The following is a 24340-nucleotide window of genomic DNA, read 5'->3' as shown; positions in this document are numbered from 1 at the left end:
CGCTAGGAAGCGAGGCCGGACCCGGCGCGGCGAGTGGGCCGTGCGAGGGACGAGAGGTGTGGCAAAAGAGGGAAGCCCGGACCTCCTGACGGAGTGTCCGGGCTTCCTGTGCTCTGCGCGTGTTACTGGTTCTGGCTTTCTCCGCGGTAGTACTCGAAGACCCAGCCCCACAGGCCGATCATGATGATCGGGGCCGAGAAGTAGAGCAGCCACCAGCCGAAGATCACGCCCATGAAGGCGAGTGCGCCACCGATACCGAGGGAGAGCGGCTGCCAGCTGTGCGGGCTGAAGAAACCGACCTCACCGGCGTCGTCGGCGACGTCGGCCTCCTTGTTGTCCTGGGCGCCCACGTCGACACGCCGGGCCGTGAAGGCCAGGTAGTAGCCGATCATGACGCACAGGCCGAAGCCCAGGAAGAGCGCCGTGGTGCCGGCGGGCTCCTTGGACCACACGCCGTAGACGATCGCCATGGCCAGCACGAAGAACGCCAGCCAGAGGAACATCTTGCCTTGGACCTTCACTTGCCGGCCTCCTTGCCACCAGCGAGGGCCTTCTCACCGTGACCGGCGTTCTCGAGCTGGTCGAGAGCGGCGATCTCGGGGTGGTGCAGGTCGAAGGCCGGGGATTCGGAACGGATCCGCGGCAGCGTGAGGAAGTTGTGCCGCGGCGGCGGGCAGGACGTGGCCCACTCCAGCGAACGGCCGTAACCCCACGGGTCGTCGACCTCGACCTTCTTGCCGTACTTGGCCGTCTTCCACACGTTGTACATGAAGGGAAGGATCGACAGACCGAGCACGAACGAGCTGATCGTCGAGATCGTGTTCAGGGCGGTGAAGCCGTCGGCCGCGAGATAGTCCGCGTAACGACGGGGCATGCCCTCGGCACCCAGCCAGTGCTGGACGAGGAAGGTGCCGTGGAAGCCGATGAACAGCGTCCAGAAGGTGATCTTGCCGAGGCGTTCGTCGAGCATCTTGCCGGTGAACTTCGGCCACCAGAAGTGGAAGCCGGAGAACATCGCGAAGACCACGGTGCCGAAGACCACGTAGTGGAAGTGCGCCACCACGAAATAGGAGTCCGAGACGTGGAAGTCCATCGGCGGCGAGGCCAGGATGACACCGGTCAGACCACCGAAGGTGAAGGTGATCAGGAAGCCGGTGGCCCACAGCATCGGGGTCTCGAAACTCAGGGACCCCTTCCACATGGTGCCGATCCAGTTGAAGAACTTCACACCGGTCGGCACCGCGATGAGGAACGTCATGAAGGAGAAGAACGGCAGCAGCACACCGCCGGTGACGTACATGTGGTGCGCCCACACCGTCACCGACAGGCCGGCGATGGCGATGGTCGCGCCGATCAGGCCCATGTAGCCGAACATCGGCTTGCGGGAGAAGACCGGGATGACCTCGCTGATGATGCCGAAGAACGGCAGCGCGATGATGTACACCTCTGGATGCCCGAAGAACCAGAACAGGTGCTGCCACAACAGGGCACCACCGTTGGCGGCATCGAAGATGTGTGCGCCGAATTTCCGATCCGCCTCCAGCGCGAACAGCGCGGCGGCAAGGACGGGGAAGGCGAGCAGCACGAGGACCGCGGTGAGCAGCACGTTCCACACGAAGATCGGCATGCGGAACATGGTCATGCCCGGCGCGCGCATGCAGATGATGGTGGTGATGAAGTTGACCGCGCCCAGGATGGTGCCGAAGCCGGAGAACGCCAGACCCATGATCCACATGTCGGCGCCGATGCCCGGCGAGCGGACCGCGTCCGAGAGCGGGCTGTAGGCGAACCAGCCGAAGTCGGCCGCGCCCTGCGGGGTGAGGAAACCACCGACCGCGATCAGCGAGCCGAACAGGTACAGCCAGTAGGCGAACATGTTCAGCCGCGGGAACGCGACGTCGGGCGCGCCGATCTGCAGCGGCATGATCCAGTTGGTGAAGCCGGCGAACAGCGGTGTCGCGAACATCAGCAGCATGATCGTGCCGTGCATGGTGAACGCCTGGTTGAACTGCTCGTTCGACATGATCTGCGTGCCGGGACGGGCCAGTTCGGCGCGCATGAACAGCGCCATCACGCCGCCGATGCAGAAGAACGCGAACGAGGTGACCAGGTACAACGTACCGATCGTCTTGTGGTCAGTGGTGGTGAGCCACTTGATCACAACGTTGCCGGGCTGCTTGCGCCGTACCGGTAGCTCGTTCTCGTACGAGTCTTCGGCCGCGGCGGCACCCTGAGGTTCATTGAGGATGCTCACAGGTTGTTCGTCTCCCGGTTCTTCTCGTGGTCCGTCTGCTCGATACCGGCCGGGACGTAACCGGTCTGACCCTTCTCGGCGAGCTCCTTGAGGTGGGCCTCGTAGCGCTCGGGAGAGACGACCTTCACGTTGAACAGCATCCGGGAGTGGTCGACGCCGCAGAGCTCGGCGCACTTGCCCATGAAGGTGCCCTCCTTGTTGGGAGTCACCTGGAAGGAGTTGGTGTGGCCCGGGATGACGTCCTGCTTCATCAGGAACGGCACCACCCAGAAGGAGTGGATGACGTCACGCGAAGTGAGGACGAAGCGGACCGTCTTGCCCTTGGGCAGCCACAGGGTCGGACCGGGGTTGCCGTTCTGCGGGTTCTTCGTGGCAGGCGTACCGACGTCGTAGACGCCACCGGCGTTCTCCGGGAACTGCTTCTTGAACCTGTCCGGAATCGCGTCGAGGTTCTTGTCGGTCTTCGCGTCACCGGTCGAGCCGTCGACGTTCTCGATGTAGTTGAAGCCCCAGCTCCACTGGAAGCCGACGACGTTGACCGTCACGTCGGGCTTCTTGTCGAGACTGAGGAGCTTCGTCTCGTCGCGGGCCGTGAAGTAGAAGAGCACCGAGACGATAATGAGCGGGACCACCGTGTACAGCGCCTCGATGGGCATGTTGTACCGGGTCTGCGGAGGAACTTCGACCTTGGTGCGGCTGCGCCGGTGGAAGAACGCACTCCACAGGATCAGGCCCCAGACCAGCACGCCCGTGACGAGCGCTGCAGCCCACGAGCCCTGCCACAGGGAGAGGATCCGCGGAGCCTCTTCCGTGGTCGGGGTGGGCATACCAAGGCGGGGGAAGTCCTTGTATGTGCAACCGGTGGCGGTCGCCAGGACCAGGCCCGCAGTCAGTGCCTGCAGCAGCTTCCGCCGCATCGGGCGCCGCGGCGAGCGGTCGGAGCCGTAGGGACTCACGTAGCGCCTTCCCGAGAGTCTCGCCCGCGCTGTTGGCTGCGGCCTTCTCGCTGGTCGGTCGCCGCCCTGCGTCGGGCAGGGGTTTGGATGTTTATGCGGAGCAAACCCTACTGGACGCTTTTTGGGGTCGCGCGGGGAGGGTCCCCAACGCGCCGCGGCTCACCCCGAAGGGGTGGAATGCGGGGCTCCGGGACGTATGTGACGGCCCGTCGCGGGGCGCCTGTGAACTCGGGTGGCCCGGCTTGTCGGCGGGTGCGGGCCGGTGGGGGTTGTTCGCGCAGTTCCCACGCGCCCCTGGAGACAAAAGCCGGGGCGCAGCCCCGTTTTCAGGGGCGCGGGGAACTGCGCGGCCAGCCCCCACACGCCCGCAGCCGACGAACCGACCCCGCGCACCCCTACCGGACCAAACCGAATAGCGTGAGGTCGTGTCCTACTTCGACGCCGCATCCTCCGCCCCGCTCCATCCCGTGGCCCGCCAGGCCCTTCAGGCCTCCCTGGACGAGGGGTGGGCGGACCCGGCCCGTCTCTACCGGGAGGGACGGCGGGCGCGGCTCCTCCTGGACGCCGCCCGCGAGGCCGCCGCGGAGGCGATCGGCTGCCGCCCGGACGAGCTGGTGTTCACCACCTCCGGCACACGGGCGGTCCACACCGGAATCGCCGGCGCGCTCGCGGGACGCCACCGCGTCGGACGCCACCTGATCGTGTCCGCGGTCGAACATTCTTCGGTGCTCCATTCGGCAGAGGTGCACCGGAACCAGGGCGGCACGGTGTCCGAAGTGCCCGTTCTGCGCACGGGTGCGGTCTCCCCCGGCACGTACGCCGATGCCCTGCGCCCAGACACCGCGCTCGCCTGTCTCCAGTCCGCCAACCACGAGGTGGGTACGGAGCAGCCGGTGGCCGCCGTCGCCGAGGCGTGCCGCGCGGCGGGCGTACCGCTGCTGGTGGACGCGGCGCAGTCGCTGGCCTGGGGGCAGGTCGAGGGCGGCTGGTCACTCCTGACGGGCAGCGCCCACAAGTGGGGCGGCCCCTCGGGCGTCGGGCTGCTCGTCGTGCGCAAGGGGGTGCGGTACGCCCCTCAAGGCCCGGCCGACGAACGGGAGTCGGGGCGCGCTCCCGGCTTCGAGAACATCCCCGGGATCGTCGCCGCGGCGGCCTCACTGCGGGCCGTACGCGCGGAGGCGGCCGTCGAGTCGGCCCGGCTGCGGGAACTGACGGACCGGATCCGCGCGCGGGTGCCGGAACTGGTCCCGGACGTGGAGGTGGTGGGCGACCCGGTGCACCGACTCCCCCATCTCCTCACCTTCTCCTGTCTCTATGTCGACGGAGAGACACTGCTGCACGAGCTGGACCGTGAGGGCTTCTCGGTTTCGTCCGGATCGTCCTGTACGAGCAGCACGCTGACGCCGAGCCATGTTCTGAGGGCCATGGGCGTACTGAGCGAGGGCAACGTCCGGGTGTCCCTCCCCCTCGGCACCCCGGCAGAGGACGTGGACCGCTTCCTGGACGTCCTGCCCGGCACGGTCGCGGCGGTCCGCGAGAAGCTGGGCGCCCCGGCGAGCGCCCCCGCCGTGACCGTCCAGGACGACTCCCTCGTCGTGGACGCCCTCGGCAAGCGCTGCCCGATCCCGGTGATCGAACTCGCCAAGGTGATCACCGACGTCCCCGTCGGCGGCACGGTCCGCGTCCTCTCCGACGACGAGGCGGCCCGCCTGGACATCCCGGCCTGGTGCGAGATGCGAAACCAGGAGTACGTGGGCGAGGAACCGACAGAGGGCGGAACGGCTTACGTGGTCCGCCGCAAGGCGCCGTAGTCGTCTCCGGTGCGCGGGGCCGCATCCATGTGCGGCTCCCGCGCACCGGCGTTTTCAGGGGCGCGAGGAACTGCGCGACCAGCCCCCACGCACCCGCAGACACAATCGGACAGACGCGCCCCACGAAAAAGGCACCGGCACTAGGCCAGGTGCCCTTGAACCTCCGCCGCGGCGTCGTGCCCGTACGCCTTCGTGAACCGGTCCAGGAAGTGCGACCGCTTCAACTGGTACTCCTGCGTGCCCTTGGTCTCGATGACGAGGGTCGCGAGCATGCAGCCCACCTGCGCGGCCCGCTCGTGCGAGACCCCCCAGGCCAGCCCCGACAGGAACCCGGCCCGGAAGGCGTCCCCGACTCCGGTGGGGTCGACCTTCGCCGTCTCCTCGGGCACACCGACCTCGATCGTGTCCGCCCCGACCCCCTCGATCCGCACCCCACGCGCCCCGAGGGTGGTCACCCGGTGGCCGACCCGCGAAAGGATCTCCGCGTCGCTCCAGCCGGTCTTCGACTCGATGAGCCCCTTCTCGTACTCGTTCGAGAAGAGGTACGTCGCGCCGTCGAGCAGCAGCCGGATCTCGTCGCCGTTCATGCGCGCGATCTGCTGGGAGAAGTCGGCGGCGAAGGGGATCGAGCGGGTCCGGCACTCCTCGGTGTGCCGGAGCATCCCCTCGGGGTCGTCCGCGCCGATCAGGACCAGGTCGAGTCCGCCCACACGGTCGGCGACCGCCTTGAGCTCGATGAGACGGGCCTCGCTCATGGCGCCGGTGTAGAAGGAGCCGATCTGGTTGTGGTCGGCGTCCGTGGTGCAGACGAAGCGCGCGGTGTGCAGCACCTCCGAGATCCGTACGGACGCGGTGTCGACGCCGTGCCTGTCCAGCCAGGCGCGGTACTCGTCGAAGTCGGAGCCCGCCGCCCCGACCAGGATCGGCGAGGTGCCGAGCTGGCCCATGCCGAAGGCGATGTTCGCACCCACGCCGCCCCGGCGTACGTCGAGATTGTCGACCAGGAAGGAGAGGGAGACCGTGTGCAGCTGATCCGCGACCAACTGGTCGGCGAAACGGCCGGGGAAGGTCATGAGGTGGTCGGTGGCGATGGAGCCCGAGACTGCGATACGCACGGCTAGGACACGCTCCTGCGAGGAGGGAGATTGACATCTAACGCTATCGGGTCCGCGCCGCAGCTTCGAAGCAGGCAAAACTACCCAATAGTAGGGCTTTTTTCGTAGGGCATGCGGTGCATACGGTTCCGCTATGACGAACCTCAAGATCCATGGCGAAGTTCCGCTCGATCTCGACGGCGGTCTGGCCGAGCTGCGGGGTGACTGCGCCCGCATGGTCCCGCACTGGTCGGCTCCCGCCAGGATCGTGGCGCTTCCGGTGTCGCCGTCACTCATCCATGGCGTGACGGTGCCGTCGGCTTCCGCCCGGATGCTGGATGCGATGTCGGACTACGGCGACTGAACGCTCCGCGGGGAGGCCGGATGGAGGCTGCGGGCCGGCTGTGGCTGGTCGCGCAGTTCCCCGCGCCCCTGAAAGACGTAGGGCACCGCCGGCCCCCGAAGGGCGTAGGGCACCGCCCGCCCCTAAGAAGAAGTAAGGCTCCGCGCTCCTGAAAAAGGTGAGCGGCGCCAATTAGGGAACCGCGCGCTCCCCCGTCGCGTCCCATCGCTGTCCCCCGTAAAGGGGAGGCAGGATACGACCCCGCTGTGTCCTGACCCGGTCAGGAGCGGGTCTCATGGGACAGCGGTGCGGCAGAAGGAGCGATGCGGTGGACAGCGAGCGACCCGACAACGACGCGGCCCGGGCCGCCGACGAGGACAAGCCGCGCAGGCGGCATTCGCCGGTGGTCGTCGCCTCGGTCGCGGCCGCCGTGCTGCTCGCCGGGGGCGGCGGGGCGTACTTCGCCACGACCGCGTCCAGCGGCGGCGGAAGCAAGGACAGCTCCGGTACGCCGGGCGACGACGGCACTCCGCCGCCGCTCGCCCTGGACGGCTACACCGAGGGCGGCGCGAAGAGCACGGAGGGCACGACCGGCATCGCGCCCGGCGAGCCCGACCCGAACGGCGCGACCTACCGCGCCGAGGGCGAACTCCCCGACGGCCCCTCCTCCGCGGCCGTCCACCGTGCGAAGGGCGAGGTCACCGCGGCCGAGGTGGCGAAGCTTGCCAAGGCCCTGGGTGTGGAGGGCACACCGAAGGCCGAGGGCGACGCCTGGCTGGTCGGTGCCACGAAGGACGGTTCCGGGCCGGGTCTGCGGGTGAACAAGAAGGCACCCGGCACCTGGACGTTCAACCGCTTCGTGCCCGGCACCGACAACTGCAAGAGCACCACCGTGTGCGCGAGCGGGACGGCCAAGGGTGCCGAGACCGACGCCAAGGGTGCCGGAACCGACCCGGTGAGCGTGGACGCGGCGAAGAAGGCCGCCACGCCCGTTCTCAAGGCGGTCGGCCAGGACGACGCCAAACTCGACGCGAGCCAGCTCATGGACGCCGTACGCGTGGTGAACGCGGACCCGAAGGTGGGCGGGCTGCCGACGTACGGCTGGTCGACCGGCCTCCAGATCGGCCCGGACGGCCAGGTGGTGGGCGGCAGCGGCCAGTTGAAGACCCCGGTGAAGAGCGACACGTACCCCGTCATCAGTGCCGAGAAGACGCTCGCCCTGCTGAACGGGTCCGGGACGGGCGGCGGGCGCGTGGGTATCGGCGGGTGCGCGAGTCCCGTACCGCTGAAGGACAAGGACGAGAAGCCGTGTGAGACGTCGACCGTGGCGCCGAAGCCCGAGACGGTCGTCGTCGAGGACGCCGTGTTCGGTCTGGCCACGCACTTCGTGGACGGGCGGCAGGCACTCGTGCCGTCCTGGCTCTTCGAGGTACGGCCCTCGGGGGCGGGCGCCGCCTTCACGATCACGCATCCCGCGGTCGACCCGCGGTATCTGACCTCTCCGAAGCCTCCGGGCGGCGACCCGAGCGAGGATCCGACGGTGGCTCCGAGCCCGCGGCCGAGCGAGCCGGGCGGCGGGACGACAGGGTCGCCGAAGACAGAGACCCGGGATGTCCGTGTCGAGGGCTACAGCGCGGACGGCAAGGAAGTGACCGTGCGCTTCACGGGCGGGGTGTGCAGTGACTACAAGGCCTCGGCGCAGGAGTCCGGCGGCAAGGTGACGGTCCGGGTGACCGAGACGCTGAAGACGGACAAGGTCTGCATCCTGATCGCCAAGGTCTTCCACGAGAAGGTCGAGCTCAAGGAATCGCTCGCGGAGCGGAAGGTCGTCGACACGGACGGCAAGGCCGTACCGCTGGAGAAGGACCTGCCGAACCCGACCGGGACCCGGTAGCCGGGGACGCCCGGCCACCGGTACGCGGAGGACGCGCACCCGCCGGTACGCGAGAACCCGCTGGTAAGCGAAAGGCGGCGCCCTGTTGGAGGGGGCGCCGCCTTTCGGTGTCGCTGAGGACGACGGACCCGGCCGTCATCCGTCAAACGCAAGCAGCAGGCTTAGCTGAACGAGTCGCCGCAGGCGCAGGAACCCGTCGCGTTCGGGTTGTCGATCGTGAAGCCCTGCTTCTCGATGGTGTCCACGAAGTCGATGGAGGCGCCGCCCAGGTACGGAGCGCTCATGCGGTCGGTGACGACCTTCACGCTGCCGAACTCCTTGACGACGTCGCCGTCGAGGGAGCGCTCGTCGAAGAAGAGCTGGTACCGCAGGCCGGAGCAGCCGCCGGGCTGAACGGCGACACGCAGCGCCAGATCGTCGCGGCCTTCCTGCTCCAGCAGGCCCTGGACCTTGGCCGCGGCGGCGTCCGACAGGAGGATGCCGTCGCTCACGGTGGTGGTCTCGTCCGATACGGACATCTGCTTCTCTCCCGGGTTGTACGGAGACTGCTTGCCGACGGTTGCAACCGTCGGAGCCGCGGATTCATTCCGCGCCGAGCGTTAAGTCTTTGGCTTCTCTCTTCATGCTCGCACACCCACCCGGAAGCGGAAAACGGCCTGTGGACAACCACCGCCCACACCTCGCCGAACACCCCGCGACCACCCCGTCGACCACCCCACGGGATTCACGTCACATGGACGCTATGGGCATCGTCAAACTGACGTGAAGCGGTTATGATAGATAGTGTCATTTCGACGAAAAGGCTTGTTCTGCTTGATCGTTCCAGCCGGTCGATCCAAGCGGGCCGCAGAACAGAAAGGGTGCGTGTCGTGACCACCGCCCAGACCCAGGAGCTCGACGTACAGCCGACGCCCCTCGCCCTGCTGCTCCTCGGCCGTGAGGCCGACCCCAGGAGCGAGCGCGGCGTCGAATGTCCCGGTGACCTGCCCTCGCCGTCCGACCCGGACCTGGTCGAGCGCGCCCGCGCGGCCAAGGAGAAGCTCGGGAGCAAGGTCTTCGTCCTCGGCCACCACTATCAGCGCGACGAGGTCATCCAGTTCGCGGATGTCACGGGGGACTCCTTCAAACTGGCCCGGGACGCCGCCGCGCGCCCCGAGGCCGAGTACATCGTGTTCTGCGGTGTGCACTTCATGGCCGAGTCGGCGGACATCCTGACCTCCGACGACCAGAAGGTCGTTCTGCCCGACCTGGCCGCCGGCTGCTCGATGGCCGACATGGCCACCGCCGAGCAGGTCGCCGAGTGCTGGGACGTGCTGACCGACGCCGGGGTGGCCGAGCAGGTCGTGCCCGTCTCGTACATGAACTCCTCCGCGGACATCAAGGCGTTCACCGGCAAGCACGGGGGCACGATCTGCACCTCGTCCAACGCCAAGAAGGCGCTGGAGTGGGCCTTCGAGCAGGGCGAGAAGGTGCTCTTCCTGCCCGACCAGCACCTGGGCCGCAACACGGCCGTCCGCGACATGGGGATGACTCTGGAGGACTGCGTCCTCTACAACCCCCACAAGCCGAACGGCGGGCTCACGGCCGAGCAGCTCCGCGACGCCAAGATGATCCTCTGGCGGGGCCACTGCTCGGTGCACGGCCGTTTCTCCGTCGACTCGGTCAACGACGTGCGCGCCCGGATCCCCGGTGTGAACGTCCTGGTGCACCCCGAGTGCAAGCACGAGGTCGTCGAGGCGGCCGACTACGTGGGTTCCACGGAGTACATCATCAAGGCCCTGGAGGCGGCCCCGGCCGGTTCCAAGTGGGCGATCGGCACGGAGCTGAACCTCGTACGGCGGCTGGCGAACCGTTTCGCGAGCGAGGACAAGGAGGTCGTCTTCCTCGACAAGACGGTCTGCTTCTGCTCGACCATGAACCGCATCGACCTCCCCCACCTGGTCTGGACCCTGGAGTCCCTGGCCGAGGGCAACCTCGTCAACCGCATCGAGGTGGACCGGGAGACCGAGCAGTTCGCCAAGCTGGCGCTGGAACGGATGCTGGCACTGCCGTAAAGCCAAAAAGATTGCGCAGTTCCCCGCGCCCCCTTTCAGGGGCGCGGGGAACTGCGCAACGGGGGTTCGGGGGCGGAGCCCCCGCCCCACCTACACCCCCACGGGCTCCGGGTCACCCGAGTTGGAGGAGCCGGAGGCCTCGGCCTTCTTCTCCCGCTTCGCGGCCTTCTTCTTCGCGCGGCGCTCCTTGCGGAGTTCGACCATCGCGTAGAGCGTCGGCACCAGAAGCAGCGTCAGCAGCGTCGACGTGATCAGACCGCCGATCACCACCACCGCCAGCGGCTGGGCGATGAAGCCGCCCTCACCGGTGATGCCGAGCGCCATGGGCAGCAGGGCGAAGATGGTCGCCAGGGCCGTCATGAGGATCGGGCGGAGCCGGTGCCGGCCGCCTTCCACCACGGCCTCGACAACGCCGTACCCCTGCTTGCGGTACTGGTTGATCAGGTCGATCAGCACGATCGCGTTGGTGACGACGATGCCGATGAGCATCAGCATGCCGATCATCGACGGCACACCCATCGGCGTACCGGTGACGACCAGCAGACCGATCGCGCCCGTCGCCGCGAACGGGATCGAGACGAGCAGGATCAGCGGCTGGATCAGCGACCGGAAGGTCGCGACCAGCAGCATGAAGACGATCGCGATCGCCGCGAGCATCGCGAGGCCGAGGGACGCGAACGCGTCGTCCTGGTCCTCGGACACACCGCCGATGGCGGCCGTGGCACCGGCCGGCAGCTTCAGCTTGTCGAGCTTGGCCGTGAGGTCGGCGCTGACCGCGCCCGTGTTGTCACCGGTCGGCTTCGCCGTGATGGTGGCCGCGCGCTGGCCGTCGATACGGGTCATCGAGACCGGCCCGTCGACCAGCTTCACCGTCGCGATGTCACCGAGCTTCACGGACCCGAGGCTGAGGCTCCTCAGCTCGGACAGCGTCTCGGCCGGCTTCGCCGACTTGATGACGACGTCGCGCTCGGTGTCGTCCAGGATCGCCTTGCCGCTGGTGGTGCCGCGCACCGCCTGGGCGACGGCCGCGCCGAGGGTCGTGTCGTTGAACCCGGCCGCGGCGGCCTTGTCGTTGGCCCTGACCGAGATCCGCGGCACGGACTGGGCGAGGTCGCTCGTCACGTCGGTGACGTCGTCGAGCCCGGCTACCGCGTCCCGGACCTCCTCCGCGGCCTCGCGCAGTACGGCGGCGTCGGCCGACTTCACCACGACGCTCAGGTCCTGGCTGCCGAAGCCGTCACCGGCCGCGACCGTCGTCGTACCGATCCCGGAGAGCTTGCCGAGCCCCTCCTCGATACCGTCCTGGACGTCGTCGAAGGAGGCCGAGTCGGCGACCTTGACGGTGTAGGAGGCCTGGTTGGTGTCCGTGCCCCCGCCGAACGCGGCCATGAAGCCGGAGGAGCCGACCGTGACCTGGTAGTCCTCGACGCCCTTGACGCCGTCGAGCATCTTCTCGACCTTCTTGGCCTCGGCGTCGGTCGCCGCCAGGCTGGTGCCGGGCTTCAACTCCTGCTTGACCGTGATGACTTCCTGCTCGCCCTGGTCGAAGAAGTTCGTCTTCAGCAGGGGCGCCATACCGAACGTACCGACGAGGACCACCACGGCGATCGCCACGCTGGTGAGGCGGCGCCGGGTCGCGAAGCGCAGCACGGGCACGTAGATGCGCTGGAGGCGGCTGCGCGCCTCCTTCTCCTCGGCCTTGCGGCGCGCCTCCTCCGGGTCGATGCCGCGCACGTCCTTGGGGGCGCGCAGGAACCAGTACGAGAGCACCGGTACGACCGTCAGCGAGACGATCAGCGAGGCCAGCAGGGCCGCCGTGACGGTGAGGGAGAACGAGCCGAAGAGCTCGCCGACCATGCCGCCGGTCAGACCGATGGGCAGGAACACCGCGACCGTGGTGAGCGTCGAGGAGGTGACCGCGCCCGCTACCTCGCGTACGGCCTTGAGGATCGCCTCCTGGCGCTCCTCGCCGTAGCCGAGGTGCCGCTTGATGTTCTCGAGGACCACGATCGAGTCGTCGACGACCCGGCCTATGGCGATGGTCAGGGCGCCCAGCGTCAGGATGTTGAGCGACTCGCTGCGGGTCCACAGCACGATCAGCGCGAGGACGACCGACAGCGGGATGGAGACCGCGGTGACCAGCGTCGAACGGATCGACGCCAGGAAGACCAGGATGACCAGGACCGCGAAGAGCAGACCGAGGGCGCCCTCGGTGGTCAGGCCCTTGATGGACTTGGAGACGGCCGGGCCCTGGTCGCTGACGACGGTCAGCGTCGCGCCGGAGCCGAGGTCCTTGCGCAGACCGGACAGCTTGTCCTGGACGGCGTCGGAGACCGCGACCGCGCTGCCGTCGTGGTCCATGGTGACGGAGACCGCGAGGCTGGGCCTGCCGTCGGTGCGGGTGATGGAGTCCGCCCTGGCGGGCTCCTCCTCGACGGTGGCGACGGCACCGAGACGTACGGGCTTCTTGCCGCCCTCGCCGGTGACCATCAGGTCCTCGATCTGCTTCAGCGAGGTGAAGCCGCCGCCGACCTGGACCGTGCGGTTGCTGCCGCCCTCGTCGAAGGAACCGGCCGGGAGGGTCGCGCCGCCCGCCTGGAGGGCCTGGCCGAGCGCGGCCGTGGTCAGCCCGGCCTTCGCCAGCTTCGCGTCGTCGGGCGTGACCGAGACCTGAAGGTCCTGTACGCCGTCGACGGTGACCTGGCCGACGCCGTCGATGTCCTTCAGCGCGGGGACGACCGTGCGGTCGAGCTGGTCCGAGAGGGCCTGCTGGTCCTTGTCGGAGGTGACGGCGAGGACCACGGTCGGGATGTCGTCCGTGGAACCGGCGACGACCTGCGGGTCCACGTCGTCCGGGAGCTGCACACGGGCACGGTTCACGGCCTGCTGGACGTCGGCGACGATCCGGGCGGAGTCGTTGCCGTAGTCGAAGGAGGCCATGATCAGGGCGTTGCCCTCGCTGGCCGTGGAGGTGACGCCGGAGATCCCGTCGACCGCTTCGAGGTTGTCCTCGATGGGCTCGACGACCTGCTTCTCGACCACGTCGGGGGACGCGCCCTGGTACGGCGCGATCACCGACACCATGGGCAGTTCGATGGTGGGCAGCAGCTGCTGCTTGAGCTGCGGGATGGCTATCGCCCCGAAGGCCAGGGCGATGATCGACATGAGCCCGATGAGGGCCCGTTGGGCGAGGCTGAAGCGGGACAGCCAGGACATGGGTGACGGGTCTCTCTTCTGTGGCTTGAGTCTCTGGAGCGGCAGAATGGGCTCATGTGAGCGTCCGCCTATCACTCTGAGCCATGGGTGAGGCCCTACCCTCGCCCCCAAGTCCCGTTTCCTTATGCCGCGCATACCGCGACCGCAGTATGTGCGGGTGGAGCTCACTCCACCCTTGGGCGTACCAGTCCGGACTCGTACGCGATGACCACCAGCTGTGCCCGGTCGCGGGCTCCCAGCTTGGCCATGGCCCGGTTGACGTGCGTCTTCACCGTGAGCGGGCTGACCGTGAGGCGCTCGGCGATCTCGTCGTTGGAGTGCCCGCCGGCGACCTGGACGAGGACCTCGCGCTCGCGGACGGTCAGCGCTTCGAGGCGTTCGGCGCGGCCGGGGTCCCGGTCGTCGTCATCGCCGTCGCCCTGGGCTAGGAACTTCGCGATCAGCCCCTTGGTGGCGGCCGGTGACAGCAGCGCCTCGCCACCCGCCGCGATCCGGATCGCGTTGAGCAGTTCGTCCGGCTCGGAGCCCTTGCCGAGGAACCCGGAGGCTCCGGCGCGCAGCGACTGCACCACGTACTCGTCGACCTCGAAGGTCGTCAGCATGACGACGCGTACGTGGGCGAGGCCCGGGTCGGCGCTGATGAGCCGTGTCGCGGCGAGACCGTCGGTGCCGGGCATGCGGATGTCCATGAGCACGACGTCGGCCCGCTCGTCACGGGCCATCCGCACGGCCTCCGCCCCGTCCGAGGCCTCTCCCACGACCTCCATGTCGGGCTCGGAGTCGACCAGCACACGGAACGCGCTGCGCAGCAGTGCCTGGTCGTCGGCGAGCAGGACGCGGATGGTCATGCGGGGTCCCCCGTGGGTGCCGTGGTCGAGGCCGCCGGTGCGGATGCCGCTGTGGAGGACGCGGTGCTTCCGGTGCGGCTCTTGACCGGCAGGATCGCATGGACCCGGAAGCCGCCTCCGTATCGGGGTCCGGCGGTGCAGACGCCGCTCAGCGCGGTGACCCGCTCGCGCATGCCGAGCAGTCCGTGGCCGCCGTTCTCCTCCAGGCGGGCCGCCGCGTCGTCGCCCGGTCCGTTGTCGAGGACGGTGATCTCCACGTTCGGCCCCACGCGTACGACGCTGACCTCGGCCTTCGCTTCGGGGCCCGCGTGCTTCTGCACATTGGTGAGGGCTTCCTGGATGACGCGGTACGCGGCCAGGTCGACGGCGGCGGGGAGGGTGGTGCCGTGGTCGGTGCGGGCCACCTCCACGGGCAGGCCGGCGCTGCGGAACGTGCCGACCAGTTCTTCGAGGCGGTGCAGGCCCGGGGCCGGTTCGGTGGGTGCCTCGGGGTCGCCGGACTGTCTCAGCAGGCCGACCGTGGCGCGGAGTTCGTTGAGCGCGGAGCGGCTGGCCTCGCGGACGTGGGCGAGGGCTTCCTTGGCCTGGTCGGGGCGCTTGTCCATGACGTGCGCGGCCACTCCGGCCTGCACGTTGACGAGGGCGATGTGGTGGGCGACGACGTCGTGCAGGTCGCGGGCGATGCGGAGACGTTCCTCGGCGACGCGGCGGCGGGCCTCCTCCTCGCGGGTTCGCTCGGCGCGCTCGGCTCGTTCGCGTATGGCGTGCACGAAGGCGCGGCGGCTGCGGACCGCGTCGCCCGCGGCCGCGGCCATGCCAGTCCAGGCGAAGATGCCGAGGTTCTCCTGCGCGTACCAGGGCAGGGGGCCGGCGAGCATGGCGATGCCGGTCAGGACCGTCATGGTGAGGAGGCCGACGCGCCAGGTGGTGGGACGGTCGGTCGCCGACGCCACCGTGTAGAGGGCGACGACGGCGGACATCACCACGGGGGCCCTGGGGTCGCCCGTCACGACCTCCACGACCGACAGGGCGCTCGTCGCGACGAGGACCCTCAGGGGGTGGCTGCGGCGGAAAACCAGGGCCGTCGCGGCCAGCAGCATGAGGGTGAGGCTGAGGGCGTCGGGGGTGCGGGTGCCCCAGTCCGGGCCGCCGTGTCGTCCGTTCGGCTCCGCGAACGAGCCGACGACCATGCAGGCGAGGACTGCTGCCGCGAGGGCGCCGTCCACCACCAGCGGGTATGCCCGCAGGCGGTCCCGGGCTCGCTCCAGTGTGCTCACGTTCGTTTACGGTACGGGGCCCTTGCAGGGGGCGGAACTGGTGCCACCGGTAATCGGGCCGGGGCCCACGTTTTTCGCCCCCGCCGCCCCTACCCGTCCCATCCTTCTGGGGCTCCGCCCCAGACCCCGTGGGGTGCGATTTCGGGTGCGGGTTCGTTGTGGCTGATCGCGCAGTTCCCCGCGCCCCTTTGGGGGCGCGGGGAACTGCGCAGCGGGGGTTCGGGGGCAGCGCCCCCGAGTAGTGACGGGAATGGGTAGGGGCGGCGGGGGCGAGAAAAAGTCAGCCGGGGATCAAGCCGTCGTCGTTCAGCATCTCTCGGACCTCGGAGAGGGTGGCGTCCGGGGACGGAAGGATGAGCTCGGAGGGTTCGAGGGCGGCGTCAGGGAGTGGCGCGCCCAGGCGGCGAACCGCGTCGAGGAGCGCCCCCAGCGTGCGCCGGAAGCCCTCCTCGTCACCGGACTCCATCTCCGCGAGGAGCTCGTCGTCCAGCTTGTTCAGTTCGGTGAGGTGGCCGTCGTCCAGCCTCACCTGTCCCTCCCCCATGATCCGTACGATCATGACGCCCTCCTAGGCGTGGGACTGCTGCCTGCGGCTGCTGCTACTGCTTGTCGAAGCGCGGAGTGTCCTGCGACTGCTGCTGGGACTGAGTCTGGTCCTTGCCGCCCTCGATCGCCTGCTGGGAGGAGGAACCGCCGGCAAGCTCGGCCTTCATGCGCTGGAGCTCCAGCTCCACGTCCGTGCCGCCGGAGAGCCGGTCGAGCTCGGTCTGGATGTCGTCCTTGGCGAGCCCGGAGGAGTCGTCGAGGGCGCCTGAGGCGAGCAGCTCGTCGATGGCACCGGCGCGCGCCTGGAGCTGCGCCGTCTTGTCCTCGGCCCGCTGGATGGCCATCCCGACGTCGCCCATCTCCTCGGAGATGCCCGAGAAGGCCTCGCCGATCCGGGTCTGCGCCTGGGCGGCCGTGTACGTCGCCTTGATCGTTTCCTTCTTGGTCCGGAAGGCGTCGACCTTGGCCTGGAGCCGCTGCGCCGCGAGGGTCAGCTTCTCCTCCTCGCCCTGGAGGGTCTGGTGCTGCGTCTCCAGGTCGGTGACCTGCTGCTGGAGCGCGGCACGGCGCGACAGCGCCTCACGGGCCAGGTCCTCGCGACCGAGCGCGAGCGCCTTGCGGCCCTGGTCCTCCAGCTTGGAGGACTGGTTCTGAAGCTGGTTCAGCTGCAGCTCCAGGCGCTTGCGGGAGGTCGCCACATCGGCGACTCCGCGGCGCACCTTCTGCAGCAGCTCCAGCTGCTTCTGGTACGAGTAGTCGAGGGTTTCGCGCGGGTCCTCGGCCCGGTCAAGGGCCTTGTTCGCCTTCGCGCGGAAGATCATCCCCATACGCTTCATGACACCGCTCATGGGCTTCGCGCGCCCCCTTCTGACGGACTCCAGCTCCAGCGACTGCAACAGAACCCACAGTACGGGCCCTGCATCCATTACCGCACTGTTCGGGGACGGATGCGCTCATCCCCAAGGACGACTGTGAAGGATCTTGCTCCGGCGTAGGGAGTAGGTGTCCCCCTGGGTTCGTCCCGGGGTCGGCCGGGAGAACCGTAGGCAGCCACCCCTTTTCAGGCTCCTCTGTCCCCCTACAGACGACCGGTGTTGCCGGATCGTTCCCCACTGGGCTGACGTCCATGCCTCCGTACCCATTACCCTTGGGTTTTGTGTTCCGTAGCCGTGCCAAGGATGAGAAGGCCCACGCCGACAAGGCGCCGGTGACCGACTCCACTCAGCCCCGTGACCCGCAGGCCCCCAAGGGTCGGCCCACGCCCAAGCGCAGTGAGGCCCAGTCCCAGCGCCGCAGCGTGGCCAATACGCCGACGACGCGCAAGGAGGCCGCCAAGCGGCAGCGTGACGATCGCCGTACCCAGATGGCGAAGCAGCGCGAAGCGCTCGCCAGTGGGGACGAGCGCTATCTGCCCGCCCGTGACAAGGGCCCCGTGCGCAAGTTCGCGCGCGACTTCATCGACTCGCGGTTCTGCATCGCCGAGTTCTTCCTGCCGCTGGCGGTGATCATCCTCGTCCTGAGCATGGTCCAGATCGCCCAGCTGCAGAACGTGGCTCTGCTGCTGTGGCTCTTCGTGATCGTGATGATCGTGGTCGACTCGATCGGCATCGCGATCCGCATGAAGAAGCAGCTGAACGCGCGCTACCCGGACGAGCCCAAGCGCGGCGCGGTCGCCTACGCGCTGATGCGCAGCCTCCAGATGCGTCGCCTCCGGCTGCCGAAGCCGCAGGTCAAGCGCGGAGAGCGGCCCTGAGCGCGGCATCTTTCGCGGGGGGCGCCGCCGATGCCTGGCTGAGCAAGCTGGGCGGCCTGCGTGATGTCGTACGGCAGGAACTGGTCGCCCGGCAGCTCGACGAGCAGATAGCCGGGCGGTTCCCCGTGGGGCAGCGGCTGCGCGTGCTCGACGTGGGCATGGGCCAGGGCACGCAGGCGCTGCGGCTGGCCCGCGCCGGGCATCAGGTCACGGGGGTCGAGCAGGACTCCACGATGATCGCCGTCGCGCGTGAGAGCCTCGCCGCCGAGCCGGAGGGGATCCGCAGTCGCGTGCGGCTCGTCGAGAGCGACGGGCGGGACACCGGCGTCCACTTCCTGCCGGGCAGCTTCGACGTGGTGCTGTGCCACGGCGTGCTGATGTACGTCGAGGAGCCCGACCCGCTCCTCGCCGGGCTCGCCCGGATGCTGGCCCCCGGCGGACTGCTCTCCTTGCTCGTACGGAACGCCGACGCGCTGGCCATGCGGCCGGGGCTGGCCGGCGACTGGGCGGGCACGCTGGCCTCCTTCGACACCAGCGCGTACACGAACCGCCTCGGACTCGACGTACGGGCCGACCGGCTGGACGCGCTCACCGGCACGCTCGCCGGGATCGGGGCGCCGCTGCACGCCTGGTACGGGGTGCGGGTCTTCACGGACACCGCGGCGGACGACGCGGCCGTCCCGGACGACGTGGAGACGCTGCTGGCCGCCGAGGAGCGGGCCGGGCGCACGGATCCGTACCGCCGGGTGGCGGCCCTTCTTCACCTGTGCGGCGTACGCGGCTGAGAACCCCCTGTTCGGCCCCGCACCACAGGCCGGACCCACCGCCCCGAGGCAAGACTCGGGACATGGATGATGCATCGCGTGCCCGGCTCCGTGGCCGTGGCCGTGGCCCTGCCCGGGTTCTTCCCTTGATCGTCGGCTGCTGCTGCGTGGTCCTGCTCGGTGGGTGTTCCGGCAGTGGGGCGTCGACCGGGAGCGAAGGTGGCACCAAGGCCGCCCGGGCCGCCGCTCCCCGGGCCGCGAACGATCTGCAGGACGACTACCAGAAGGTGATCAAGGACGTCCTGCCGTCGGTCGTGCAGATCCGGGCGACCAGCGATCTGGGCTCCGGGGTCGTGTACGACGACAAGGGGCACATCGTCACGAACGCGCACGTGGTCGGGGACGAGAAGACCTTCAAGGTGACGACGGCCAACAGCGAGGACGAGTTGACCGCGAAGCTCGTCTACACGTACCCGCAGCAGGATCTCGCGGTCATCAAGCTGGACCGGAAGCCGGAAGGGCTCAAGGCGGCCGGGTTCGGGGACTCCTCGAAAGTGGACGTCGGCCAGATCGTGCTGGCGATGGGCTCCCCGCTCGGGCTGTCGTCCAGCGTCACCCAGGGCATCGTGTCGGCGACCGGACGCACCGTCAGCGAGGGCAGTACGGACGGCGGGACGGGCGCCACCATCGCCAACATGGTGCAGACGTCGGCCGCGATCAACCCGGGCAACAGCGGTGGCGCCCTCGTCGACCTCGACGGGCAGGTCATCGGCATCCCGACGCTCGCCGCGACCGATCCCGGCATGGGCGAGGGCGCGGCGGCGGGCATCGGATTCGCGATTCCCTCGTCGATGGTGCGCACGGTCGCCGACCAGATCGTCGAGGACGGCAGGGTCACCGATTCGGGGCGGGCCGCGCTCGGCATCACCGCCCGGACCGTGGTGGGCGCCGACTACCGACCCGTCGGGGTCGCGGTGGTCGAGGTCAAGGACGGCGGCGCGGCCGCGAAAGCGGGGATCGAGCGCGGGGATGTCATCACCGGGCTGGGTGACACCGGGATCACCACGATCACCTCGCTCTCCGAGGCGCTCGCGGCCCAGCAGCCGGGCGAGAAGGCGCGGGTGACATACACACGCGACGGTGACGAGGAGAGCGCCGAGGTGACACTCGGCGAGCAGTGACCCGGCAGGCGGTGAAGGCGGGTGGCGGAGGGGCCGCGGTCGTTCGTACGGCCGCGGCCCTCACGCGTACGGGCTACGGGGGCCTAGGAAGCCTCTGCGTGCAGGCTCATCGGCCCGTAGATCTCCGTGGCGTCCTCGGAGAGCCGGACCTGGTCCGCTCCCGCTTCGGCCAGCGCCTTCCAGTGTTCGCCGAGCCAGGACTCCGCGTCGCCCTGGGTGGTGAACTCCTCGGGCTGGACCGCGGGCTGGACTTCCGTCCCGTCGGCCTTCTCGAACCGCCACGTCCATGCCGCCATGTCAGCCTCCCAAAGTTCCCAGCAAGATCGGGCCTCGCCCTGAAGCCTAGGCGGTCTGGTGGTCGTGCGGTGTTCAAAGGTGCAGGTCGTGAACCGTTGAGTGCTGTCTGCGGGTTGGTGGGGGCTTGTCGCGCAGGTCCCCGCGCCCCCAAAAGGGTCGCCTTTGTGTACCCCTTGACGCGCAGGACCGGAAGCCACACGGAAAAATCAAAACCGTGGAAGTTACTTTGCTTGGTACCGGTGGGCCCTCGGGGCTGCCTCGGCCCGACTGTCCCTGTGCTGCTTGTGCGGTGGCGCTGGGTGTGGATGCGCGGGCGGCTGCCGCCTTGTTGGTCGACGGGGCCTTGTTGCTGGATCTGACGCCCGGGGCGGCCTTTGCCGCGGCTCGGGCCGGGCGGTCGTTGGGTGGGGTGCGGCAGGTGTTGCTGTCGCATCCGCACAACGGGCCCGCGGTGGAGGTGCCGGCGGGGCTGCCGCAGCCGGGGCGGGTGCCGGACGGGCGGGAGCTGGCGCTGCTGACGGGGCATCGGGTGCGGGCGGTGCCGATGGACGCGCCGGGCACCGGGTACGCCGTGACGGGGCCCGACGGCCAGCGGCTGCTGTATCTGCCGCCCGGCGCGGCTCCCGCGGGTCTCGAGGAGGCGGCCGGGACGTACGACATGGTGGTCGCCGATGTCGTCGGGCGGCCGGACGCGTTGGCCCGGCTGCGGCTGGCGGGGGCCGTCGGGCCGGCCACGGACGTGATCGCGGTGCACCTCGACCACGACGTGCCGCCCGGCCGGGAGCTGGGGCGGCGGCTCGCGGCGGCGGGGGCACGGGCGGTGCCGGACGGTACGACGCTGACGGTGGGGGTGTACGAGGACGTGCCCGACGTGCCCCGGCGGACTCTGGTGCTCGGCGGGGCCCGGTCCGGGAAGTCGGTGGAGGCCGAGCGGCGCCTTGAGGCCTTCCCCGATGTTCTGTACGTGGCGACCGGCGGGACGCGGAACGGGGACGGCGAGTGGGCGGCCCGGGTGCACGCCCATCGTGAGCGGCGGCCCGGCTCCTGGCGCACCGCCGAGACCTGCGACCTCGTACCCCTGTTGAAGGACGACGGGGCGCCGCTGCTCGTGGACTGTCTGTCGTTGTGGCTGACGGACGCGATGGACTCGGTGAACGCGTGGGACGACGACGAGTGGGGCGGTGGCGGTGAGCGTGCGCTGCGGGCCCGGGTGGAGGAGCTGACGGCCGCCGTCCGCGAGAGCCGTCGCACGGTGGTCGCCGTCTCGAACGAGGTCGGCTCCGGCATCGTCCCCGCCACCCCCTCCGGCCGCCGCTACCGCGACGAACTCGGCCGCCTCAACGCGGCGTTCGCGACCGAGTGCGAGCACGTGCTGCTGGTGGTGGCGGGCCAGGCGCTCACTCTGAAGGGCTAGCGGGAAGGGTTGGCGCGGGCCGGAGGGAGGGCCTGCCTGTCGTCTTGCGGGCGATGATGCGGTACGCGTTCGAGAAGCGGGTGCGGCGCAGGAGCGGGGCCAGGGCGTGGTCCAGGACGAGGGCCGAGGCGAGCAGCGGGGTGGTGGCCCGGGTCAGGGCCGTACGGAGGGTGCGCTGGAGGTCGGTCGGCGGGCTCGGGCGCCAGGGCTCGTCGCCGCCCGGCAGCCGGTTGCCGATCGCGAGCGCGAGGGCGCCCGTCAGGTCGTACGGGATGTGCGGTTCGCGGCGGTCGGTGGAGACGACCGTGCAGCCGAGCTCGTCGAGTTCGTCGAGCAGGTTGCGCAGCGGCATGAGGTGGAGGTGCTGCGGCTGGCAGTAGGACACCCACCACTTGCCGAGCAGCGCGCCGAACGCGCAGTCCGGGTCCGGGACTTCGACGAGCAGATGCCCGCCGGGGCGCAGTACGGCGAGCGCGGCGCGCAGTTCCTCGCGCGGGTCGGGGCTGTGCTCCAGGTGGTGGAACATGCTGACCACGTCGTAGCGGGCGCGCAGCCGGTCGACCAGGTCGGGCAGCCTGCCGTGGTGCGCCTCCTCGACCCGGCCCGCCGTCCGTGCCTGCTCGACGCGAGAGGTGGGGTCGAGCCCGTCGAAGGACGTGTACGTGTACAACTCCTTGGCCGCTGCCGGGAAGTGGCCGTGTCCGGTGCCGACGTCCAGCCAGCTCTCGGGCTCCGGGTACGGGAGCATCGCGCGGGCGGCGGCCTCGTGACGTCTGCGTCCGGCGCGGGCTCGCAGGATCCGCTCGGCGAAGCCCTCGTGGGTCTCGTGGTGCTCGTGGCCCTCGTAGAAGTCCCGGTAGTAGAAGGCCAGGCCCTCGGCGGTGAGGCGGGGGTTCTGGAAGGCGTGGGCGCAGTCCTCGCACTCGTCGACGACGAAGGTGCCGGGCTTGTGCTGGAGCAGGTCCGGGGTGCGCAGGCGGGTGCGCAGCCGTCGGGAGCCGCACCAGGGGCAGTCGGGCCGACGGGGCTCGTGGAAGTGGTCGGTGCCCTGGGCGAGTTCGCTGAGATACGCGGCGCGGCGCCGGGCGGCGGTCTGCTGGATGGGGGGTGTGGCGGGTGCGGGGGGTGTTGCAGGTGTCGGGGGTGTTGCGGGTGTCGGGGGTGTTGCGGGTGTGGGGGGCATGGTCTGTCTGCTCCTGCCGGTCCGACGCGGTACGACCCTGTAGAGGCTGATATGAGCTACTACCGGTCGATACAAACCGGTATGACAATCCACTGCAAACCGGAACGTATGGGATAGCGATCTTCGATGCAACGACCGCGTGCAGCGCACTGACCGACCGTCAGGAGACCGGCCCGATCACTGCCGGTACTGTTCGGCGAATGAGCTCGCTTAATCTCGACGACTTCACCGATCTGATCGAGCGCCCCGACGGCGGTGTGCGCCGTGACGCCGAGGCGCGCCGGGAGCGGCAGGTCGTGCCGCCCGGGGCCCTGGGACGCCTCGACGACCTCGGTGAGTGGCTGGCGGCCGCGCAGTCGGCCGTGCCGGTGCGGGCGATCGAGCGTCCGCGTGTGGTGCTGTTCGCGGGTGACCACGGGGTCGCCGGACTGGGGGTGTCGGCGCGGCCCGCGGGGAGCGCCGACGAGCTGGTGCGTGCCGTGCTCGACGGCGCGAGCCCCGTCTCGGTGCTGGCCCGGCGGCTCGGGGTGCCCGTGCGCGTGGTGGACATGGCGCTCGACTGCGAGCCGGAGAGCCTGCCCGACGAGGTCGTACGGCATCGGGTGCGGCGCGGCTCCGGGCGGATCGACGTGGAGGACGCGCTGACCCTGGAGGAGGCGGAGGCCGCCTTCCTCGCGGGGGTCGCCGTCGCGGACGAGGAGGCTGACTCCGGAACCGATCTCGTCGTGCTCGGCGATGTGAGCGTCGGGGGAACCACCGCCGCGGCCGTGCTGATCGCGGCGCTGTGCGGCACCGACGCGTCGGTCGTCACCGGGCGCGGGGGGCGGGCCATCGACGACCTCGCCTGGATGCGGAAGTGCGCGGCGGTGCGGGACGCCCTGCGGCGGGCCCGGCCCGTTCTCGGGGATCAGCTGCAGTTGCTCGCGGCGGTGGGCGGGGCGGACCTTGCCGCGATCACCGGGTTCCTGCTGCAGAGTGCCGCGCGGAAGACTCCCGTGATCCTCGACGGGGTCGTGTCCGCGGCCTGTGCGCTGGTCGGGCAGCGGGTTGCCTTCCGGGCGCCGGACTGGTGGCTGGCCGGGCAGACCAGCGGTGAGCCGGCCCAGGCGAAGGCGTTCGACCGGATGGCGCTCGAGCCGCTTCTCGATCACGGGGTGACTGTCGGGGAGGGGGCGGGGGCGTTGCTCGCCCTGCCCTTGGTGCAGGCCGCGGCGGCGTTGGCCGCGGAGCTGCCGGAGAGCCCGGAGGGCTCCGAGGACCCCGAGAAGGAATAGCGGCTTGGGGGTCGTTCGTCGGGTGCGGGTCGGTGGGGGCTTGTCGCGCAGTTCCCCGCGCCCCTAAAGACAAAGGCAGGGGCTGCGCCCCTGCCTTTCGCCTTTGGGGCGGTAGCCCCTTGCTTTTTAGGGGCGCGGGGAACTGCGCGGGCAACCCCCACCGCACCCGCACCCGCCCCTC

General features: G+C 69.8%; 21 protein-coding genes. 9 read left to right on the top strand and 12 right to left on the bottom strand.

Going from position 1 to position 24340, the window contains the following annotated elements; all coding sequences use genetic code 11:
• Positions 1–122: 122 nt before the first annotated feature.
• Genes OG718_RS38325 through ctaC form a run of 3 tightly spaced genes read right to left on the bottom strand, consistent with a single transcriptional unit; the run spans position 123 to position 3210 of the window.
• Complete coding sequence (locus tag OG718_RS38325) at positions 123–521, bottom strand: cytochrome c oxidase subunit 4 (protein WP_055615514.1); 399 nt, start codon at positions 519–521, stop codon at positions 123–125.
• A complete protein-coding gene (gene ctaD, locus OG718_RS38320) occupies positions 518–2254 on the bottom strand; it encodes an aa3-type cytochrome oxidase subunit I (RefSeq protein ID WP_266740594.1) in 1737 nt (578 codons plus the stop codon). The genes OG718_RS38325 and ctaD overlap by 4 nt, the downstream gene beginning before the upstream one ends.
• Entirely contained in the window at positions 2251–3210 is a 960-nt protein-coding gene (gene ctaC / locus OG718_RS38315; protein WP_143631119.1) for an aa3-type cytochrome oxidase subunit II, read from the bottom strand. The genes ctaD and ctaC overlap by 4 nt, the downstream gene beginning before the upstream one ends.
• A gap of 425 nt (positions 3211–3635) precedes the next feature.
• Here ctaC and OG718_RS38310 point away from each other — a divergent pair, with 425 nt between their 5' ends.
• Positions 3636–5021: a cysteine desulfurase/sulfurtransferase TusA family protein gene (locus tag OG718_RS38310; protein WP_143631120.1), complete on the top strand. Its 1386-nt coding sequence runs from the start codon at positions 3636–3638 to the stop codon at positions 5019–5021.
• Positions 5022–5161: 140 nt separating this feature from the next.
• On the opposite strand, the gene OG718_RS38305 is transcribed toward OG718_RS38310, so the two are convergent.
• Positions 5162–6136 (bottom strand): carbohydrate kinase family protein, encoded by a 975-nt coding sequence (locus tag OG718_RS38305; RefSeq protein ID WP_143631121.1) that lies wholly within the window; start codon positions 6134–6136, stop codon positions 5162–5164.
• Between the two features lie 133 nt (positions 6137–6269).
• Between OG718_RS38305 and OG718_RS38300 the strand changes: the two genes are divergently transcribed.
• A complete protein-coding gene (locus tag OG718_RS38300) occupies positions 6270–6479 on the top strand; it encodes a hypothetical protein (RefSeq protein ID WP_143631122.1) in 210 nt (69 codons plus the stop codon).
• 307 nt (positions 6480–6786) lie between these two features.
• Complete coding sequence (locus OG718_RS38295; protein ID WP_328846368.1) at positions 6787–8352, top strand: hypothetical protein; 1566 nt, start codon at positions 6787–6789, stop codon at positions 8350–8352.
• Positions 8353–8513: 161 nt separating this feature from the next.
• Here OG718_RS38295 and OG718_RS38290 read toward each other — a convergent pair whose 3' ends face one another.
• Positions 8514–8870: a HesB/IscA family protein gene (locus OG718_RS38290; protein ID WP_055617203.1), complete on the bottom strand. Its 357-nt coding sequence runs from the start codon at positions 8868–8870 to the stop codon at positions 8514–8516.
• 351 nt (positions 8871–9221) lie between these two features.
• Between OG718_RS38290 and nadA the strand changes: the two genes are divergently transcribed.
• On the top strand, positions 9222–10406 hold the full coding sequence (gene nadA, locus OG718_RS38285; protein WP_143631124.1) for a quinolinate synthase NadA: 1185 nt from the start codon (positions 9222–9224) through the stop codon (positions 10404–10406).
• A gap of 90 nt (positions 10407–10496) precedes the next feature.
• On the opposite strand, the gene OG718_RS38280 is transcribed toward nadA, so the two are convergent.
• The 5 genes from OG718_RS38280 to OG718_RS38260 all read right to left on the bottom strand — a co-directional run bounded on the left by OG718_RS38280 (position 10497) and on the right by OG718_RS38260 (position 17141).
• Positions 10497–13622 carry an efflux RND transporter permease subunit gene (locus tag OG718_RS38280; protein WP_143631125.1) on the bottom strand — a complete coding sequence of 1042 codons (3126 nt, stop codon included), beginning with the start codon at positions 13620–13622 and terminating at the stop codon, positions 10497–10499.
• A 164-nt stretch (positions 13623–13786) separates the two neighbouring features.
• Complete coding sequence (locus tag OG718_RS38275; protein ID WP_143631126.1) at positions 13787–14470, bottom strand: response regulator transcription factor; 684 nt, start codon at positions 14468–14470, stop codon at positions 13787–13789.
• A complete protein-coding gene (locus OG718_RS38270) occupies positions 14467–15747 on the bottom strand; it encodes a sensor histidine kinase (RefSeq protein ID WP_143631128.1) in 1281 nt (426 codons plus the stop codon). Before OG718_RS38270 ends, OG718_RS38275 begins: the two co-directional genes overlap by 4 nt.
• Positions 15748–16027: 280 nt before the next feature.
• Positions 16028–16306 carry a PspA-associated protein PspAA gene (gene pspAA, locus OG718_RS38265; protein WP_143631130.1) on the bottom strand — a complete coding sequence of 93 codons (279 nt, stop codon included), beginning with the start codon at positions 16304–16306 and terminating at the stop codon, positions 16028–16030.
• Positions 16307–16346: 40 nt separating this feature from the next.
• Positions 16347–17141 carry a PspA/IM30 family protein gene (locus tag OG718_RS38260; RefSeq protein ID WP_143631132.1) on the bottom strand — a complete coding sequence of 265 codons (795 nt, stop codon included), beginning with the start codon at positions 17139–17141 and terminating at the stop codon, positions 16347–16349.
• Positions 17142–17419: 278 nt separating this feature from the next.
• Here OG718_RS38260 and OG718_RS38255 point away from each other — a divergent pair, with 278 nt between their 5' ends.
• The 3 genes from OG718_RS38255 to OG718_RS38245 all read left to right on the top strand — a co-directional run bounded on the left by OG718_RS38255 (position 17420) and on the right by OG718_RS38245 (position 19991).
• Positions 17420–18046 (top strand): DUF3043 domain-containing protein, encoded by a 627-nt coding sequence (locus OG718_RS38255; protein ID WP_143631134.1) that lies wholly within the window; start codon positions 17420–17422, stop codon positions 18044–18046.
• Between the two features lie 80 nt (positions 18047–18126).
• Positions 18127–18831 carry a class I SAM-dependent methyltransferase gene (locus OG718_RS38250; RefSeq protein WP_143632796.1) on the top strand — a complete coding sequence of 235 codons (705 nt, stop codon included), beginning with the start codon at positions 18127–18129 and terminating at the stop codon, positions 18829–18831.
• 62 nt (positions 18832–18893) lie between these two features.
• A complete protein-coding gene (locus OG718_RS38245) occupies positions 18894–19991 on the top strand; it encodes a S1C family serine protease (protein ID WP_328846367.1) in 1098 nt (365 codons plus the stop codon).
• Positions 19992–20074: 83 nt separating this feature from the next.
• Here OG718_RS38245 and OG718_RS38240 read toward each other — a convergent pair whose 3' ends face one another.
• On the bottom strand, positions 20075–20287 hold the full coding sequence (locus tag OG718_RS38240; protein WP_055618417.1) for a hypothetical protein: 213 nt from the start codon (positions 20285–20287) through the stop codon (positions 20075–20077).
• 215 nt (positions 20288–20502) lie between these two features.
• Between OG718_RS38240 and OG718_RS38235 the strand changes: the two genes are divergently transcribed.
• Complete coding sequence (locus OG718_RS38235; protein ID WP_328846366.1) at positions 20503–21702, top strand: bifunctional adenosylcobinamide kinase/adenosylcobinamide-phosphate guanylyltransferase; 1200 nt, start codon at positions 20503–20505, stop codon at positions 21700–21702.
• Here the strand turns inward: OG718_RS38235 and OG718_RS38230 are convergent.
• Entirely contained in the window at positions 21686–22885 is a 1200-nt protein-coding gene (locus OG718_RS38230; RefSeq protein WP_328846365.1) for a class I SAM-dependent methyltransferase, read from the bottom strand. The genes OG718_RS38235 and OG718_RS38230 overlap by 17 nt on opposite strands.
• A 200-nt stretch (positions 22886–23085) precedes the next feature.
• Between OG718_RS38230 and cobT the strand changes: the two genes are divergently transcribed.
• Positions 23086–24159, top strand: coding sequence for a nicotinate-nucleotide--dimethylbenzimidazole phosphoribosyltransferase (gene cobT / locus OG718_RS38225; protein ID WP_328846364.1), 1074 nt, complete (start codon positions 23086–23088; stop codon positions 24157–24159).
• Positions 24160–24340 lie beyond the last annotated feature (181 nt).

The organism is Streptomyces sp. NBC_00258 (genome assembly GCF_036182465.1).
Taxonomy (GTDB): domain Bacteria; phylum Actinomycetota; class Actinomycetes; order Streptomycetales; family Streptomycetaceae; genus Streptomyces.
Note: the sequence above shows the minus strand (reverse complement) of the source record. Positions and strands in the feature narration are given on the sequence as shown.

What these genes read in the sequence shown, in the direction of transcription:
- OG718_RS38300 (WP_143631122.1), top strand. Translation starts at nt 6,270, where the DNA reads ATGACGAACCTCAAGATCCATGGCGAAGTTCCGCTCGATCTCGACGGC.
- OG718_RS38290 (WP_055617203.1), bottom strand. Translation starts at nt 8,870, where the DNA reads ATGTCCGTATCGGACGAGACCACCACCGTGAGCGACGGCATCCTCCTG.
- OG718_RS38280 (WP_143631125.1), bottom strand. Translation starts at nt 13,622, where the DNA reads ATGTCCTGGCTGTCCCGCTTCAGCCTCGCCCAACGGGCCCTCATCGGG.
- OG718_RS38275 (WP_143631126.1), bottom strand. Translation starts at nt 14,470, where the DNA reads ATGACCATCCGCGTCCTGCTCGCCGACGACCAGGCACTGCTGCGCAGC.
- pspAA (WP_143631130.1), bottom strand. Translation starts at nt 16,306, where the DNA reads ATGATCGTACGGATCATGGGGGAGGGACAGGTGAGGCTGGACGACGGC.
- OG718_RS38260 (WP_143631132.1), bottom strand. Translation starts at nt 17,141, where the DNA reads ATGAGCGGTGTCATGAAGCGTATGGGGATGATCTTCCGCGCGAAGGCG.
- OG718_RS38255 (WP_143631134.1), top strand. Translation starts at nt 17,420, where the DNA reads ATGCCTCCGTACCCATTACCCTTGGGTTTTGTGTTCCGTAGCCGTGCC.
- OG718_RS38245 (WP_328846367.1), top strand. Translation starts at nt 18,894, where the DNA reads ATGGATGATGCATCGCGTGCCCGGCTCCGTGGCCGTGGCCGTGGCCCT.
- OG718_RS38240 (WP_055618417.1), bottom strand. Translation starts at nt 20,287, where the DNA reads ATGGCGGCATGGACGTGGCGGTTCGAGAAGGCCGACGGGACGGAAGTC.
- OG718_RS38230 (WP_328846365.1), bottom strand. Translation starts at nt 22,885, where the DNA reads ATGCCCCCCACACCCGCAACACCCCCGACACCCGCAACACCCCCGACA.
- cobT (WP_328846364.1), top strand. Translation starts at nt 23,086, where the DNA reads ATGAGCTCGCTTAATCTCGACGACTTCACCGATCTGATCGAGCGCCCC.